Source organism: [Zimmermannella] bifida NBRC 103089, from assembly GCF_001570925.1.
GTDB classification, from domain to species: domain Bacteria; phylum Actinomycetota; class Actinomycetes; order Actinomycetales; family Microbacteriaceae; genus Gulosibacter; species Gulosibacter bifidus.
Map to the genome: position 1 here is coordinate 198,524 of NZ_BCSP01000002.1, position 17,536 is coordinate 216,059.

General features: G+C 62.6%; 12 protein-coding genes. 8 read left to right on the forward strand and 4 right to left on the reverse strand.

Annotated elements, in window-relative coordinates; all coding sequences use genetic code 11:
• Window positions 1-152 precede the first annotated feature (152 nt).
• Entirely contained in the window at window positions 153-1,973 is a 1,821-nt protein-coding gene (locus tag ZBI01S_RS03060; protein WP_083524454.1) for an ABC transporter permease, read from the forward strand.
• Window positions 1,960-2,661 carry an ABC transporter ATP-binding protein gene (locus tag ZBI01S_RS03065; protein WP_066056169.1) on the forward strand — a complete coding sequence of 234 codons (702 nt, stop codon included), beginning with the start codon at window positions 1,960-1,962 and terminating at the stop codon, window positions 2,659-2,661. The genes ZBI01S_RS03060 and ZBI01S_RS03065 overlap by 14 nt, the downstream gene beginning before the upstream one ends.
• An 18-nt stretch (window positions 2,662-2,679) precedes the next feature.
• Here ZBI01S_RS03065 and ZBI01S_RS03070 read toward each other — a convergent pair whose 3' ends face one another.
• Entirely contained in the window at window positions 2,680-3,135 is a 456-nt protein-coding gene (locus ZBI01S_RS03070; RefSeq protein ID WP_066056172.1) for a globin, read from the reverse strand.
• Between the two features lie 9 nt (window positions 3,136-3,144).
• Window positions 3,145-4,131, reverse strand: coding sequence for a mechanosensitive ion channel family protein (locus tag ZBI01S_RS03075; protein WP_066056175.1), 987 nt, complete (start codon window positions 4,129-4,131; stop codon window positions 3,145-3,147).
• Between the two features lie 243 nt (window positions 4,132-4,374).
• On the opposite strand from ZBI01S_RS03075, the gene ZBI01S_RS03080 reads away from it, so the two are divergent.
• The 3 genes from ZBI01S_RS03080 (at window position 4,375) to ZBI01S_RS03090 (ending at window position 6,944) form a co-directional block, all read left to right on the forward strand.
• On the forward strand, window positions 4,375-4,557 hold the full coding sequence (locus tag ZBI01S_RS03080; RefSeq protein WP_066056178.1) for a hypothetical protein: 183 nt from the start codon (window positions 4,375-4,377) through the stop codon (window positions 4,555-4,557).
• Entirely contained in the window at window positions 4,557-5,750 is a 1,194-nt protein-coding gene (locus ZBI01S_RS03085; protein WP_066056181.1) for a YeiH family protein, read from the forward strand. The genes ZBI01S_RS03080 and ZBI01S_RS03085 overlap by 1 nt, the downstream gene beginning before the upstream one ends.
• Before the next feature lie 237 nt (window positions 5,751-5,987).
• A complete protein-coding gene (locus tag ZBI01S_RS03090; RefSeq protein ID WP_066056184.1) occupies window positions 5,988-6,944 on the forward strand; it encodes a S66 peptidase family protein in 957 nt (318 codons plus the stop codon).
• A 207-nt stretch (window positions 6,945-7,151) separates the two neighbouring features.
• Here ZBI01S_RS03090 and pepN read toward each other — a convergent pair whose 3' ends face one another.
• Entirely contained in the window at window positions 7,152-9,704 is a 2,553-nt protein-coding gene (gene pepN, locus ZBI01S_RS03095) for an aminopeptidase N (protein WP_066056187.1), read from the reverse strand.
• A 181-nt stretch (window positions 9,705-9,885) separates the two neighbouring features.
• On the opposite strand from pepN, the gene ZBI01S_RS03100 reads away from it, so the two are divergent.
• Genes ZBI01S_RS03100 through ZBI01S_RS03110 form a run of 3 tightly spaced genes read left to right on the forward strand, consistent with a single transcriptional unit; the run spans window position 9,886 to window position 12,035 of the window.
• Window positions 9,886-10,494, forward strand: coding sequence for a mycothiol-dependent nitroreductase Rv2466c family protein (locus ZBI01S_RS03100; RefSeq protein ID WP_066056189.1), 609 nt, complete (start codon window positions 9,886-9,888; stop codon window positions 10,492-10,494).
• Complete coding sequence (locus ZBI01S_RS03105; RefSeq protein ID WP_066056192.1) at window positions 10,494-11,030, forward strand: ribose-5-phosphate isomerase; 537 nt, start codon at window positions 10,494-10,496, stop codon at window positions 11,028-11,030. The genes ZBI01S_RS03100 and ZBI01S_RS03105 overlap by 1 nt, the downstream gene beginning before the upstream one ends.
• Window positions 11,031-12,035 (forward strand): Fpg/Nei family DNA glycosylase, encoded by a 1,005-nt coding sequence (locus ZBI01S_RS03110; RefSeq protein WP_066056195.1) that lies wholly within the window; start codon window positions 11,031-11,033, stop codon window positions 12,033-12,035.
• 79 nt (window positions 12,036-12,114) lie between these two features.
• On the opposite strand, the gene ZBI01S_RS03115 is transcribed toward ZBI01S_RS03110, so the two are convergent.
• Entirely contained in the window at window positions 12,115-17,463 is a 5,349-nt protein-coding gene (locus ZBI01S_RS03115; RefSeq protein WP_159421367.1) for an SCO7613 C-terminal domain-containing membrane protein, read from the reverse strand.
• Window positions 17,464-17,536: the final 73 nt, after the last annotated feature.

The window sequence follows — 17,536 nt, forward strand, 5'->3', positions numbered from 1 at the left end:
CTCAGGGCTGACTTGCTGCACGAGTCAGCGGGCCCGGCCCATCCACCGGGCCGCAATCTCGCGAACTGAACGGAACCCGCATCCAGCCGTACAACGCACCCAAACAAACCGCACCAGCGACGCCACGAAGCCGAGCTGGTGCGGCCACGACAATGGCCGCACGGCGAACCACTCAACTCGCGGTGTTTTTCGTCGTCGCGGCCATTGTCGCTGCGGTGCTCATCGCGCTGTTCTATTGGCCGGTCACGACCATGCTGCTGCGCGGATTCGGCGCGGTTGCGGATGCGGGCGACGACGCCGCGGGCACGCTGTTCGGGGTGCTCGGCGAAGCACGCACCTGGCGAATCATCGCCACGACCTGCTTCATGGCGGTTGTTGCCACGGTTGTCTCATGCGCGCTGGGGATCCCCGCCGCGCATCTGCTGTACCGGCGGCGGTTCATTGGCCGCAACCTGTTGCGTGGATGCATCACCGTGCCGTTCGTGCTCCCCACCGTCGTGGTCGGTGTCGCGTTTCGGGCGCTGCTCACCGGCAACGGGCCGCTCGGATTCCTGCAGCTCGACAACACCACGACTGCCGTAATCGCGGCGATGGTGTTCTTTAACGTCTCAGTCGTGGTGCGCCAGGTCGGCACCATGTGGGCAACGATCGACCCAAAGCTCACCGAAGCCGCACGCACCCTCGGGGCCGGCCCCATCCGCGCATTTCGCACGGTAACGCTGCCGCAGCTCGCGCCCGCCATCGCTGCCTCAGCCGGGCTCGTGTTTCTCTTTTGCACCACCTCGTTCGGCATCGTGCAAACCCTCGGAGCCCCGGGCGCCGGCACCATCGAAACCGAGATCTACACGCAAACAGTGGTGTACGGCGACCTGCAAGCGGCCGCATCCCTCTCATGCGTGCAAGTGGTGATCGTGCTACTCGCCATGTGGGTCAGCAGTCGACTGCGGACCGGCAACGAAACGGCGCTGCGGATGCGGGACGATCAGCTCCGTACGCCCGGCCGGTCAGATCTGTTCGCCGGCATCGTGACAGCCATGGCAGCGGCACTCGTCTTGGCGCCGCTCGTGACGCTGCTAGTGCGTTCGCTGCAATCCAAGGGGGAGTGGTCGCTGCGCAATTATGAACTGCTCAGCACCAGCGGTACCGGATTCGGTGGCGGCGTCACCGTGACGCAGGCCCTGCAACACTCACTCGCCACGGCGACCGACGCGACGATCATCGCCCTGTGTCTGGGGATTCCGCTCGGGGTTGTGCTTTCGCGGCGGCCCGCGCCCACGGCACCCGGACACCGCGCGGTGACCGTGACCCAACGCATCCTGGATGCGGCAAGCACGCTACCGCTTGGTGTCTCTGCTGTGGTTGTTGGTTTCGGCTTCTTGATTACCTGGCAGGTAGCCGCGCCAAATCTGGCGCACTCTGGCGCACTCGTGCCGCTCGCGCAGGCCGTAATTGCGCTGCCAATGATGGTGCGATCGATCGTGCCGGTGCTGCGCGCGATCGATCCGCGCTTGCGCGAGGCGGCAGCCACGCTCGGCGCTTCGCCGATGCGGGTACTTCGCACGGTAGACGGCCCGGTGCTCTTGCGCGCGGTTGGACTTGCTGCAGGATTCGCGTTCGCGATTTCGCTCGGGGAATTTGGTGCGACCACGTTCCTTGCGGCACCTGATCGTGTGACGCTGCCGGTGCTGATCGCACGACTGCTCGGGCGACCGGGTGGCGACAACTACGGCATGGCACTTGCCGGAGCGGTCATTCTGGCAGCGATTACGACGCTCGCCATGGTGTGCTTTGAGCAGATGCGTCCGCGACAATTGCGGCATCGCGCGCCGGCAGATCCAGCACCGTTGACCCCAAGCGGCACAAGCGCATCCGGTCGCGCAGCCAAGTCAGCCGTACCCACAACGGCCGAATCCGCCGCAACTAACACCAATGCACTCAACACCACCGTTAAGGAGCCGCATGCTCGCCAATGATTCCGACCGCAGCGGCCAACTCACCGCTGGCGCCGCGGCACTCGAACTGCGCAATGTGAGCGTCATGTATCCCGACGGGCACGCACCGCTACACGAGGTCAACCTCTGCCTCGAACCAGGCGAGATCGTGGCACTCTTGGGCGCTTCGGGTTCGGGAAAGTCGACGCTGTTGCGTGCCATCGCGGGGCTCGAGCCCTTGGCAGCTGGCGAAATCTGGATGCGCGGCACCCGTATCGATCAGCAGCCGGTGCATCAGCGTAGCTGCGGCATGGTGTTCCAGGACGGGCAGCTGTTCCCGTTCCGGTCTGTCGGTCGCAATATCGCCTACGGACTCGAATCACAGCGGCTGACGGCTGCCGAGCGTGACGCACGCGTCACCGAACTGCTCGAACTGGTCGGTCTGTCGGGCTATGCCGATCGGTCGGTACAGACACTGTCGGGCGGGCAGGCGCAGCGCATCGCCTTGGCACGATCGCTCGCGCCACGGCCGCAGGTGCTGCTGCTCGACGAGCCGCTTTCGGCGCTAGACCGAGACTTGCGCGAGCAGCTCGCGGGTCAATTGCGCGAGGTTCTGCAAGCCACGAACACCACCGCGCTATTCGTTACGCACGATGCCGAAGAAGCGAGCCGCGTAGCCGACCGTACCCTGCGCATCCGCAATCGCCAACTGGCACCTGTGGCCGAGTAACCGCGCGGCAAGTAGCCGTTAGCGCGAGTTATCGGATGCGTTGGGCGTGGGTTCGAAGGTATTGACCATGGCCGTTGCCGCTCGGTCAAAGTAGTCGAGCATAGTGGCGCGAATTGCAGGTGCGAAGTCCATCTCGTCGACGGCTTCGGTCATGTGGCGAAGCCAGCGATCGCGCGCATCGGGATTGATGTGGAACGCGACGTGGCGCATCCGCAGCCGTGGGTGTCCGCGCACCGACGAATACGTTGCCGGGCCGCCGAAGTACTGCCCGAGAAATCGGCTCAGTCGCCAGATTGCACCCTCGAGGTCATCCTGCGGGTACATCGGCCACATGACTTCGTCTTGCTGTACCCGGTCATAGAACTTGGTGCACAGCGTTTCGAAGGTCTGCATGCCGCCGACCTGGGCATACACGGTGTTGCCGGTGGCTTCGCCGTGTTCGCTGGTACGCAGGTGGACGGGCAGATCGCTCATACACTCAGCTTAGGCGTTCGGTTGCTTCGGCGGGGTAGCGCCCGCGGCACCGAGTTTGGCATCGAAGGATGCGTTCTCGTTTGCGCCGGGTTCAATGCCGTTCGGGCCGTCGAACGCCACGAGGTTGATCGGTGGCAGCTTGATGTCGGCCTCCTTGAACGCGTCCTGCAGTCGGGCGCGCAGTTCGCGTTCAACACCCCAGCGCTCGCCGGGCATGGTCTTGGCGACCATGCGCACAACAACCGATTCGGCCGAAAGCGTCTGCAGGCCCCAGATCGTTGGTTCTTCGAGCATGTGCGTCATCCAGTCAACGTCGGCAAACATTTCGCGACCGGCCTTAAGCATGGCCTTCTGCGCACGTTCGCGATCTGCGCCGAACGGAATCGCGACGTCGATAATCGCGCGGTTCCAGCCCTGCGAATTATTACCGACGCGCTGAATTTCACCGTTACGCACGTACCACAGCTGGCCGTGGATGTCGCGAACCTGCGTGACGCGAATGCCAACCGCCTCGACGATACCGACGGCGAAGTCGAGGTCGACCTCGTCACCGACGCCGATCTGGTCTTCAATGACCATGAACATGCCGTTTAGCACATCGCCGACAATCTTCTGCGCACCAAAACCGAGACCGGCGCCGAGCGCGGCCGAAAGCAGCGTGAGTGACGACAAGAACTTCGGGCTAATGACACCGATGACCCACAGCGTGGCCACGATGAGGATGATCGTGGTGACGACGTTGGAGAGCACTTGACCGATGGTGCGTGCTCGCTGCACGGTGCGGACTGATTGCAGCGGTGACTGCACTTGGATGGCTTGGGTCGAGTCAACGCCGCGTTTGCGCTTGGCGCCGGCGACAATCTCGAGCACCGAGCGGTTGATGATGCGTTGTACCACCCAGTGCAGTAGCCAGGCACCTAGCAGGATGCAGATGACTTCGATGATCGGCATGAACGGGCCGATCTTGGCCCCGATGTCGTTGAAAAATTCTTGCATAGCATTTCGAATCCTAGGGTGGGTGGCTGGTGGTTTCTGGATACTCCGGTTGGCCTACCGAGTGAGCGCGAATCGGGTTTGTTCAGTGGCAACGGATGCGGTGCCTTGCGTTAACGTTTGCGTCACGAACCGTGGTTACAATGCATTTTTGTTGAGTTACATGAGTTGCTTGTATCGATTGGGTGGTGAACCCGCGTTGAAACCAGCAGCACGACACCGCACGCATACACGTGCAGGAGCATCATGACGAAATCGAACGAGCGTCCGACCACGGACTATGTCGACATTCCTGATACGCCCGTTGAAGCGCCGAACACACATGGCAAGTTTTCACTGAATGAAGACTGGGCCGCGGCGGGGTTCGGGTTGCTGTTGCTTGCGGGGTGCCTCGCCGGTCTCATCCCGAACATCAAAGGGTGGTTCTAGTGTCGCAAACCGTTACAGATGCACCACAGGTTGAGGTTGCCGAGAACGAGAACTCACAGGCGTCTACGCAGGGCAGCCTGGTCTGGTCGATCGCGGGATTCGCGATCGTGCTTGGGCTCGCGATCGTTGTCGACATCCTGACCTCAAATATGCCGGTATGGACTGAAGGCACCTGGTTCGGCTCGATCGCCAAGTCGGTGGAATTCCCGGTTTACGCCATTGCGCTCGGGTTCCTCGCGAACGGCCTGCTCGCCACCCTCGGCGTGCGCGACAAGATGTCTGGCGGATTCCGCACGGAGTTCTTCATTAAGACCGGCCTGGTGCTGCTGGGTGCGACGGTCAATATCGGCGTCATCCTCGACATGGGTCTCCCGGCCGTGGTGCAGGCGATCTTGCTGATCGCGATCGTGTTCTTCTTCACCTGGTGGTTTGCCGGCATTATCGGCCTGGAACCGCACCTGCGTGCGCTGCTCGCATCCGCCCTGTCCATTTGCGGTGTCTCGGCAGCCGTTGCGGCTGCCGGTGCCGTACACGCCAAGAAGGAGCAGCTCGCGTATGTCGCCGGGCTGGTCATCGTGTTCGCGCTGCCGGCAATCTTCTTGCTGCCCTGGCTCGCACAGGTCATGGGGCTTTCGCCCGTCGTGACTGGTGCTTGGATCGGCGGCAACATCGACACCACCGCCGCGGTCACGGCTGCGGGCACCGTTGCCGGTGAAGCCGTGCTCGAATACGCGGCCGTGGTCAAGATGATTCAGAACGCGCTCATCGGGTTCGTTGCGGTTGCGCTCTCGGTGTACTTCACGCTCAAGGTCGACGGCACGGCTACTGATGGCACGGATGCGGCCACGACGGCCCAACCTGGCTGGCATGAAGTTTGGGATCGGTTCCCGAAGTTTGTCCTTGGCTTCATCCTGGCCTCGGTAGCCGTCTCGGTGCTCGCCGCGATGATGCCGGATGCGGCAGCTGATGGTGGTTGGATCGACAACGGTATTTCGTCGGCGAAGGCGTTGCAGACGGTGTTCTTCACGATGGCGTTCGTCGCCATTGGTTTGGAGTTCCGGATCGGTGCCCTGCGCGAAGCCGGCTGGAAGCCCGTGCTGGTGTTTTTTGCCGGCACCATCATGAACCTCATTGCCGGTTTGCTCCTGGCCCAGTTGCTGTTCGGTTGGATCTTCGGCGGGTTGTTCGCCTAGTCGGGCACGCTCGATAAATCGAACCAACGCAACCAAAACGAAACCGGATGCGGCGACTGCAGAAGTCACCGCATCCGGTGTTGTATTGCCAGCGCCGTGTTGATTACTGGCGCTTGTCCTTGCCGGCGAGATCGTCGAACACGGTACCGTCGAAGAGGTGCTGCTGAACCCGCAGCACGATTACACGCAGCGGCTCCTCGCCGTTGTACCGACTACGGAACCAACGAAGGAACTGCGTTGATCTCGCGCACCACCGACCCTGTAAGTGCTGATTTGCCGTACCCAGAGCTCGCGCCGCTGAAACCGGGCGACCGTGTCGGCATCATTACGCCATCATCGCGCCCCGGCATCGAAAACTACGAGCGGTCGATCGACATCATCCGTGAGTGGTGTCTCGAACCAGTGTTTGGCAAGCATGTGCGTGCAGCCAATGCACAGCTGCCGTACCTTGCGGGTACCGACGAACAGCGCGCATCCGACCTGATGGATGCCTGGTGCGACGACAGCCTGGCCGCCGTGTTCTGTCTTCGCGGTGGCTACGGCTCGATGCGAATCGTTGACCTGCTCGACATCGATCGCTTGCGTCGCGCGAAGCCAAAAGCCTTAGTCGGTTCGAGCGACATCACCGGCTTGCACGAGTTCTGGGAACAGCACCTGGGCGTGGCCACGTGGTTCGCGCCGATGTTTGCCACCAACGACCTGTTGCACTCGCGGTACAACCTCGATCACCTCAAGCGGGCGCTGTTTTCGCCGGTATCGAAACGGTCGTTGCGCGGTGCCCACGCCGAAACGATGGTGCCCGGTACCGCCGAGGGCACGCTCACTGGCGGCAATCTCACGCTGATTCGCATGGCTCGCGGCATGAACCTGTATGCGGATGGTGCGGGTGCCGCCGGCAAGATTGTGCTGATCGAAGACGTCGATGAAGAAACCTGGCGTCTTGACGGGTCGCTGACGACGCTGCTGCGCTCGGGATACTTTGACGGCGTTGCGGGTATTGCGCTCGGCACGTGGAGCAAATGTGGCATTGAACGCGAAGTGAAAGCGGTGCTTTACGATCGCTTGGCGCCGCTGGGCGTGCCGCTGATTTGGGGTGTGCCGTTTGGCCACGCGCAACCGGTAGACACGGTGCCGCTCGGTGTTCGGGCTCGGATTGTGGCCGATGCACATGATCCGCGCATCGAGATTCTGTAACGACACTGGACTCTGCAGGGAGGGGCGCGACGGGCACGCATGACGACTCGGGACGCGAGGCGAGGCAGCTCACCACTGACCGGCGATAGTGAGCCGCCCGGGGCATTGGTGCATGTGAATTCGTTGGAAAACAATGCCGGGCGGAGCTGGCAACTACCAACTCCGCCCGGTATTGGGATGCACGGTGCGGTTGCCGTGCGCTAGCGACTAGTCCTGTGCGTCGCGTTCCTGTGCCTTGAGCGCGCGCTTGACGTCATCCAGGCCTTCGAGCAGCATGCGGCGCAGCGCCGCCGGTGCGTCGGTGTTGGCGTCGAGCCAAGCGGTGGCCTTCGACACGATGGTGTCCGACGCCAGTGGCGTTGGGAAGTAGCCCTCAATCAGGAACTCGGCAATGTGGTAGCTGCGTGAGTTCCAGATGTTGAGAATGCCGTCGAAGTACTCGTCAACAAACGGTTCCACGAGGGCGTCGTCGTTGGTGTGCCAGAAACCGGCGATCGTGGCGCGCACGACGTCGTTGGTGGCACCGTCGTTCGTCCACGTCGAGTCCCAAGCGGCGCGCTTGCCCGCAGCGGTCGGGATGGCCGCGCGAGCGTGGGCAGCCGAACGGTTACCGTCGGCGGTGCGGTCGGTTTCGTGACGCGCTGCGATCTCGGCCTCACCGGCGCGACCACCAGCAACGAGCGCCTGCAGCAGCTCCCAGCCGAGGTCGGTGTCGACCGTCAGACCCTCGAGCTGCAACGAGCCATCGAGGAGTGCCTGAACCGCATCCAGGTGCGCGTCGCTGGACGCGAATGCCGCGAACGAACGCACGAACGCGAACTGCGCATCCGAACCGGCTGCCGCCTGCTGCGAAAGCTGCAGCATGTCTTCGGCAACAACGGCGAGGACCTCATCGCGGTCTTCAGCAGTGGTGAAGCGGCGCGCTGCGGTGGCGAGCTGGCCCAGCACCTGACGACGCGTGGTCGATTCGGTTTCGGTTGCGATGTCCTCGAGCACGTGGCGCGTGTATTCGCGCGGGCGAATCTCGGCGTCACGAGTTGCATCCCACAGGCTGGCGAGCACGAGTGCGCGCGCCAGCGGGTCCTCGATGTCCGAGACGCTCGACAGTGCGGTCCGCAGCGACTGCTCGTCGAGACGAATCTTGGCGTAGGCGAGGTCACCGTCGTTGATGAGCACCAGATCGCCGCGGTGCTGGCCGACGAGCTGCGGCAGCTCGGTCTCGGCGCCGTCGATGTCGACCTCGACGTTGAACGACTGCACGAGCTTGCCGTCAGCGTTCTTCGAGTAGATACCGATGCCCAGGCGGTGAGGGCGCAGGGTCGGGTACTCGGCCGGTGCCGTCTGCAGCACCGAGAACTTGGTGATGATGCCCTCAGCGTCGACTTCCAGCTGCGGACGCAGGGTGTTGACCTGTGCAGTCTCGAGCCACTTCTTCGACCAGTCCTTGAGGTCGCGGCCCGAGGCGGCTTCGAGCTCGACGAGCAGGTCGTCGAGCACGGTGTTGCCCCAAGCATGCTTGGTGAAGTAGCTGTTGATGCCCTTGAAGAAGGCTTCGCGGCCCACCCAGAAGAACAGCTGCTTGAGTACCGATGCGCCCTTGGCGTAGGTGATGCCGTCGAAGTTCACCTGCACGTCGTCGAGGTCACGGATCTCGGCAACGATCGGGTGAGTCGAAGGGAGCTGGTCCTGGCGGTACGCCCAGGTCTTCTCCGAAGCGAGGAACGAAACCCAGTCGTTCGTCCACTCGGTTGCTTCAACAGTTGCGAGCGTCGAGATGAACTCGGCGAACGACTCGTTGAGCCAGAGATCGTTCCACCAGTTCATGGTGACGAGGTCGCCGAACCACATGTGGGCGAGCTCGTGCAGGATGGTGATCACGCGACGTTCGCGAATCGCATCTGATACGCGCGAACGGAATACGTACGACTCGGTGAAGGTGACACAGCCCGCGTTCTCCATGGCGCCCATGTTGTATTCGGGCACGAAGAGTTGGTCGTACTTGTCGAACGGGTACGGCACACCGAAGCTGTTCTCGAAGAAGTCGAAGCCCTGCTTCGTGGTGGTGAATACGTTCTCTGGGTCCATGAACTCGGCGAGCGATGCGCGCGCAAAGACACCCAGCGGAATGGTGCGGCCATCGGTCGAGGTGAGTTCGTCGCGCCAAACCTGGTACGGGCCGGCAACCAGCGCGGTGATGTAGGTTGACATGCGTGGCGTTGCTTCGAACGCCCAGCGTGCCTTGCCCTCGCCGAGCGGCTCGGCTTCGGGGGTCGGCTGGTTCGAGACAACCTGCCAGTGGTCAGGCGCGGTGACGGTGAAGGCAAAGGTGGCCTTGAGGTTTGGCTGCTCGAAGCAGGGGTACATGCGGCGGGCATCCGGTACCTCGAACTGCGAGTAGAGGTAGACCTCGCCGTCAGCAGGGTCAACGAAGCGGTGCAGGCCCTCGCCGGTGTTCATGTAACGCATGTCGGCGTCGATGACGACTTCGTTGTGTTCGGCAAGATTTGGCAGCTGGATGCGGATACCGTCAGCGACCTCGTTTGGGTCGAGTTCGGTGCCGTTGAGAGTTACGGCGTAGACCTTGTCGGTGATTGCGTCGATGAAGGTCGAAGCGCCGGCCTGCGCGTCAAAGGTGACGCGGGTCACGGTACGGAAGGTCGTCTCGGAAGTCGTCAGGTCAAGCGCGATGTCATAGTGCTTGACCGAAACGAGCTCGGCACGTTCGTCGGCTTCGATGCGAGTGAGGTTGAGTCCTGGCAATGCGCATCCTTTCGTTTGATGGGGCGCGGGACGGGCAGCGGTGGCGAAGTGCTTGTGGCACGGATGCGCTAGCTGATTGTCGAGCACCGGGCGTTGGCGTGGGTTTACGCCATGTTCAACGTGCATAGCTTAATGGGCGCGGCCTGGTGGCTTCGCGGGACGCCCGCGTATCCTGTTGGCTATGACGGCAAACGATGCAGCAACCGTAGAGTTTTGGTTCGACCCCGCATGCCCTTGGGCATGGATGACCTCGCGCTGGATGAGCGAAGTGCAGCGCCTGCGCCCGCAGATCCAGGTGACGTGGAAGCCCATGTCGCTGGCAATTCTTAACGAAGGCCGCGAAAACGGGCCGCACTCCGATGCGCACCGCCGTACGCTGCCGCTGTGCAAGATCGCCGCTGGCGCCGCTGCTGAGCTGGGCAACGAAACCGTCAAGGCGTTCTACGACGCGCTTGGTGAACGCATCCACCACCAGGGCCGCACTGACGACGCACTGGTCACCGAAGCGCTCGACGAAGCAGGCATCTCGGCCGACTTCGCAGCACGCGCCGCCGGCGAATTTGACGATGCCCTCATGGCAACGCACAACGAAGCGCTCACTCGGGTTGGTGACGACGTGGGTACCCCGATCATTGCGGTCAACGGTGTCGCGTTCTTCGGTCCGGTAATTTCGCCCGCGCCGAAGGGTGACATGGCACTGCAGCTCTTTGACGGTGTGGTCGCCGCGGCCGGTTATGACGGCTTCTTCGAACTCAAGCGCTCGCGAACGCGCGGACCGGAGTTCAACTAATGCGCATCCATATTGCAACCGATCACGCTGGCCTCGAATTCTCGCAGCAGCTGCAGCAGCACCTGCGCGACCAGGGACACGAAGTTCACGACCACGGTCCGGTCGAGTACGACGCGGTAGACGACTACCCATCGTTCTGCATTAACGCAGCGCAGGCCGTGGCGAACGACTGGGCGCAGGGCGTGCAATCGCTCGGTGTCGTGTTCGGCGGCTCCGGCAACGGCGAACAGATCGCCGCCAACAAGGTTGCCGGTGTGCGCGCCGCGCTCGCCTGGAACGAAGCGACTGCGAAGCTTGCTCGCGAACACAACAATGCGAACGTCATCGCCATTGGTGCGCGTCAGCACGAGCTCGCCGAGGCCATCGCGCTGATTGACTGCTTCATTGCCGAACCGTTCCCCGGCGACGAGCGTCACGTGCGCCGTATCTCGCAGATGCGGGAGTACGAACGCACCGGCACGATCGCGGGTAAGTCCGTGCTCGCGGCGGACGGCGCTGATGTGCCGGCCGTTGTTGGCATGGCACAGGAGTCGTAATTGCCCGAGGGGCATTCCGTTCATCGAATTGCGCGGCAGATGACGGCCAACTTTGTTGGTCAGGTTTGTAACGCATCCAGCCCGCAGGGGCGGTTCGCGCAGGGCGCTGAGCAGCTGACCGGGCGCACCATGCTGCGCTGCTTCGCCGTTGGCAAGCAAATGTTTGCGGAGTTTGACGGCGGGCTGTGGCTGCGCGTGCACCTGGGGATCTATGGTGCCTGGGACTTCGCTGGTGAGATTTACACCACGCTCGGGCAAACGGGTGAGTACGGTCGCGCTGCCCGTGGCGTCTGGGACGGTACCGCTCGCGATGCCGATGCTGAAGACTCGATGTCGTCCATTGGTGCGCCACGTCGGGCACGGATGCGGATGGCCGAGTCCGAAAAGACGGATGCGGCCGGGGCTTCGGTAGTTGCCGACGCTTGGCCGCCCGAGCCGGTTGGTGCGGTGCGGTTGCGGTTGATGACCGAAACGACGCTGGCTGATCTGCGCGGCCCGACGGTGTGCGAGTTGCTCGATGAAGCGGGTGTGGATGCGGTGCTCGATCGATTGGGTCCGGACCCGCTCGTGGGTGACTTGGCTGCGGGTGAAGCGAAGTTTGTCGCTGCGGTGCGGCGCCGCCGTGCACCGATCGGCCAACTGTTGATGGATCAATCGGTAGTTGCCGGTATTGGCAATATTTATCGTGCGGAAATGCTGTATCGGGCGCGACTTGACCCGTTTGTTCCGGGCAATGAAGTACCCGAGTCGGTGTTGCGTTCGCTGTGGCACGACTGGGTTGATCTGTTGAACATTGGCGTTGAGGTTGGGCGCATGATGACGATTCCCGGCTTGACCGGTGCTGACTATCAACTTGCGCTCAACGATGTTCGTCACCGTCACTGGGTCTATGGCCGGGCCGGGGAACCGTGCCGCACCTGTGGCACGAATATTGCGCTCACAGAAATGCAGAACCGCAAGCTCTATTGGTGCCCAAGCTGCCAGGTCGCGCCGACAGCGGCGTAGGTAAACGTAGCTGATGGTGCGAGCCTGATCGGTCGGTTGTGGTGTCGATTGGTTGCGTGGCTGCCCGGTTGCGTGCGACCTATCGCAGATTCTTGATGTGGTGTGCGATGCGTTTCGCGTCGCGCAGTCGTGCCTCGTAGGTTGCGGCAATCACGATCAGCGCGGTGCCCGCGAGCGCCAGCCACACCCACCAGGGAACGGCGAGTTCGGGGATGAACGTGCGCCAAAGGATAACCAAGTGTACGACCGCGGCGATCGCTCCTACGAGGAACGGTGCTTGGAGCTTCCCGACAGATCCCAATACGAGCAGTGCGGCCACAAGTACGGTCGCAACGGCGATGCGAATGGCGGTCGATTCGAGGCCTTCGGCAGCGAGCACGGTTATCGCCAGCAGCAGCGAACCGGCACCGAGCGTTGACCAGCTCGTGGCAGCTGGGATGCGTCGCAACAGCATCCATCCGGCAGCGAACACCGCAAGGAACACCGGTACGTACAGCGTGAGATCGGCAGGGTCGTTTCCGGGATCGCCGGCAGCGGCGAGTAGCAGTACTGCGGCGATGAGCGTTGTTGATACGACGGCACCATAGAGCGGGATGCGGAGCCTGCGTAGCGAGGTGCGCGTCGCGTTTGCGCCGGCAACCGCCAGCCCGACAACCGCAATCCACGCGAACGAAACCGGCCAGACTGCTGGCATGGCACCAGCGAACGCGGGTGCGCCGAAGAGCACGGCGACAATTGGCCACGGTGCTGCGGCCGCGTAGACGGCGCCTTCGTACGGGCTGTTGAAGCGATCGAAGGTGACAGTGAGGGCGAGTGCGACCAGCGCGATGGCGATGAGTGCGGCCCACAGCATCGACTGCAATTGTGAGTTGAGCGTGCCCGGCGTGAACACGATGTTCGCGAAGCTGACGATTGCCAAGATCGCGCCGAGTGCTCGCAGTATTGGTACGAGCAATTGCAGCGGCTGCACGCGTGCCGCGGATGCTGCGCCGGGCGATGCAGGCGCAGCTTCGGCCGCGTAGCGAGACAGCGTGGGGTGCATCGCGAACGCGGCGATGATCAGTGCGAGACCGCTGGCGCACACCCCGACAGCGAGCGGGGATATTGGTGTGTCGAAGCCACCACCCGCAGTCTGCCAATTGGCCGAAGACTCGTGCACGAGCGCGGCATATGTCGGGTAGCAAGTGGCTGCAGCGCTGCCCCAGAACACAACATTCGGGTTGACGGTGCGTCGTCGTGCTGCAAGTCCTGCGGCCATACCAACACCGGCAAGGCCGGTGACGGTCACGTTCCACAACGGCCAAGCAATCGGTGCGGCGAGTAAGAACGCGGTCACGAACGGTGCGGTGGCGCCGATGCGAAGGTCGCGAAGTCCGCGCTGGCCGCCAGGTGTGAGACACAGCGCAATGCCGATCGCGGCAATGCACATCGCGATAATCCGCATCGGCAGATCGGATGCGGTTACTGCTGGCAGCGCGAAGCCGCCCACACCGTTGATGGCAACAATGGCCAAGACATAGAGGAGCGTGAGCTTGGTTGCAGCGACGATTGGCCAGGCAATTCGCATGGCGATGAGCATCGCGAGCGAGAGCATCAGCGAGCCAACCAGGTAGCCAATTCCCCACAGCGACAGTGGCGGAATGCCATCGAAGCCCGGCACAGATCCGGATTGGGGCACGATCGCGAACCAGGTCAGCACAATGGTGCCAATTGACACCAGCATGACGGCCGCAACGAGTGGGGTGCGTGGCAGTCTCGCAGCGTTTTCGGCCAGGGCTCGATGTTGCCCGCTTGTTTGTGCAGGTGCTGCTGGAGGAGATGTGTCATTGCTGGTCGTATCGAGCAGCGTTGCGCGATCGCAGCTGAGAATCGCGTACAGGAGCCCAGCGAGCAGGACCGCGACAACAAGGAATCCAAACAATTGGTGGACAGTCTCGCCCAGGCCGCCCGCACCAATAATCGATACGACGTCGGATTTCACGGACAGCCAGGTCGTTTGGTGCGCAACAATCGCGGCAAATGCGGTCATCGGTGCGACAACGAGCGTAGTGATGACGCGCGTGAGGCGGGTGTAGTCGGCGCGGCAAACCCAAGCGACGGCTACGAGGACCGCAATGCCAACGGCGATCGCTACGAGTGGGCCGGGAACCCATTGTTCTCGGTCAATTAGCAATGCCGACATGGTGACGACCGTCGCCAACACGACGCTGCCGGTGGTCACATGCACGAATCGACGTCGACGAACGGGATGCGCGAACTGCGTAACAGCGGCGATGACGAGTACCAGAATGCATCCGCCCAGAATGGCAATCACCATGGGTGATGGCACGGTTGCTTCTACCACCGCACCGCTCAGTACGGCGAAGATCGCGCCAGCCGCCCAAGGCGATGCGGCATGGACCGGGTGGCGAGGGGAGAGGGCGCCAAATCCGGGAGCCAGACACAGCAGCACCGCTGCAGTGCAGCCAACCACGGCCATCCAGATTTCACCGGCGCCCGGAAAATTTGTCAGATTCAGTACGATGACGAGGTTGCTGGCACCGTAGATGCCGAGAACTGCCAGCGCGATTTCGGTTGGTGGGGTAACGAACGCCTGAGCGGTTCGTTCACGAACGACGGCGAATCGTTCCGCGGCCAGCCCAAAGGCACCGGCGAGCGGGGTCAGTGCCAGCGCGAACCAGCAGGATCGCTCATCGGTGACGAACGGCAGCGCTAGCAACGGCGATGTTGGTACCAATGCCAGATTGAGCACTCTTGCCGTGCCAATGCTCATGCTGCGAGTTTCCGGATTCCGCGTGCGGCGGATCACGAGCACCGCCACCGCAACGATGGCAATCACCGCGACCGCGCTGAGCACGAACTTGGTGAAATCGGTGAAATGGCTGCGCGAAAGGTAGACCCGCACCACACCGATCAGGGTGAGCGCGATGCCGGTCGCGGCGCACCAGAGCCCGGCAACCGAATCGTGCAGCTTCGGGATATGGATGAACGCACTCAGCGCGAACGCCAGCGGCGCCACGATTGTGACCAGCACGACCCACTGGAACATCGGGGCCGTACCCGCATCCACAGCAGTGCTGTGGGGGTACAGCGTGTTGTTAACGTTGCCGATAAATGCCGCGGAAATAACAGCGAGTCCAGCCGCCACCGCAAAATTTCGGTGCGGTGTCTCGGTGCGGATGTGGCGTGCGGTAAGACAGACTGCCGCCGCGGCCAGCAGCACTGCGCTTGCGGGCAATGTGAACGCACCAATATGCGCGGCAAAGACCAGCGTCGAGACCGTGAATCCGGTTGCTGCGACCGGCAATGGGAACCGGCCAACTCGTGCGAGCAAGAGGTAAGTAGCGCTCAACGCCCAAATGCTCACGGACACCGCAATTGAAGGGCCGAAAGGGAACATGAGCGCGGCAAGCGGCACCAGGAACGCAAGCGCGAGCTGCCAAGGAGCTACCGCGCGTTCGAGGCGGCATCGATATCCCGGCTGTGGAAGGTTCGCATCACGCAGCGAATACCGCAGCCAAACCAAGCAACCGCCAATAACGAGCACAGCTGTCGACACGAACGCGACGAGATTTGAATTCCAGTCGTACATCTCTGCGTCAGGCATACCCTCGAACGGTGACGCGAATCGTTGCACGGCTTCCAAGACTGAGAACCAGAGGGCTGGTACGATCGACACGGCGAGTCCAAGCACCAGCCACGCCACTTCGGCGCGCAGCGGCACGAGACGCCTCGGCGAAGCGTGCGGTCCGATACCCGACATCATCGAGGGTGCGGCATAGACCTGCGGGGCTAAACCGGTGCTGCCGGGCAGCGACGAGACAGTCACCATCGGTTGGGGAACGACAGGTTGAGATGGTGGCAACAGCGGGACCGTCGGTGCGCGTAGTGACCGACTCCACGTGTAGGTCACCAGCAGGAACAGCGGGAATGCGAAACCGAGCGACGTCAGAATCACGCTCGTAATGAGGCCATCGAACAGGTTCGATTTCGCCTTTGGCAAGAGGAATGCGGTCAGGATGAGGCTTGCTCGCGACCACATGAACGCCCCGAGAATCCAGCCACTCGTACGCAGCCAGCTCCACTGATGCGGGGTAAACAACCTCGGTACCTGCATGGCGCGGTCGATGATGCGACCACTCGACATCAACGCAGCGCCGGCGGCGACGAGCACGACACTTGCAAGTACCTTGAGTCCGGTTAGTGCCGCTCGCGATGAAGCATCTGGCGACCAGCCCACGACGAGCTGCTGCATGAGTAGTACGGCGCCGACACCGGCCAACACTTGCGAGGCGAGGACGGTGAGTAACGCAGGTTCTCGGTCGACACCGTTCGCGGCAGGATGCGCGCCTGCAGACGGCTCGACTTGGTCGGTAGACGGGTTGCTCGCTGACCGTGGTTTACGCCAGAGTCGGTTCGCGGCAAGGAGGCTCATCGCGCCTGCGGCACAGGCGACCCCGGTGAGCGACGAAGTCAGCGCGCTGGCAGGCACTAAACCAGCCATCAGCAGCGTTAGCCCGGGCGGAATTGCGGCCGCCGCAACCAAGGTGGGAGCGCGGAGTTTCGAGAGTCGGCTCCAGAAGATGCAGAATGCGGCGAGCGAAAGTGTGCCCACACCCCAATAGAGCACCGTTGGTACACCGTTCAACCCGAATAAATTCAGGGCGTGGCACGCCCACGCATCCAGGCCTAAGAAAGCGATGCCGAGCACGGCGATACCCTCGGCCGTGGCTCCAAGCTTGCGCTTGCGCAGGTAGCTGGCGAGCAAAATCACGCCAGCAGTAACACCAGCGATGATGAGTGCCTTGACCTCGAGGCTGAACATGATGAAGGCAACCGTGAGGAACACGGCGGCGGCAATCGCCAGGAACGCGATACCGGTACCGAGCAGGGTGAGCTGGACGCTGGAACGACGAGGTTTCGACGGTGTCGATAGTTGCTCTTGCGGCGGTACTGGTTGTTGAACCTGAGCAGGAGCAGGCGGAGGAAGGGGAACGCCAGGAAAAGGCTGTGCCTGGGGGAGCGGTGCCGGCTGCCCGAACAAGGACTGGTCAGTTGTAACCGGAACGGGTGCTGCGCCAGTGAACTCTGGTGTGAGTTGTGGAGCCTCAGTCGATGAATGCTTGGCAGCCTCGACTTCTTCGTTGACCAGTCGTTCGGCGCGGGCGGCCTCGGCAGCGCGGGCTTCTGCCTGCTGGGACTGCCACAACTCCGACAACCCCACCGAGCGATCTTCAATCGCGGATGCGGCCTGCAACGAAGCGTTGTAAATCGTCGCAAGTGCCGGATCGTCGAGCGCAAGGTCACAGTTTGCACATCGAACCGCACCGTGACTCGGCACAAAGCACAGGGGACACAGCGACGTATCGCGCAGCTGATTGGCGGACGTGGGGAATACCGGCGATTGGCCGCTGTGAACGTCGCTCATCTTCGTCTCCCTCGAATGTGGTGATGTTCCATGAGCATAGGAGGGAGGCAGCGGCGCGAAGGCGACTTATCCA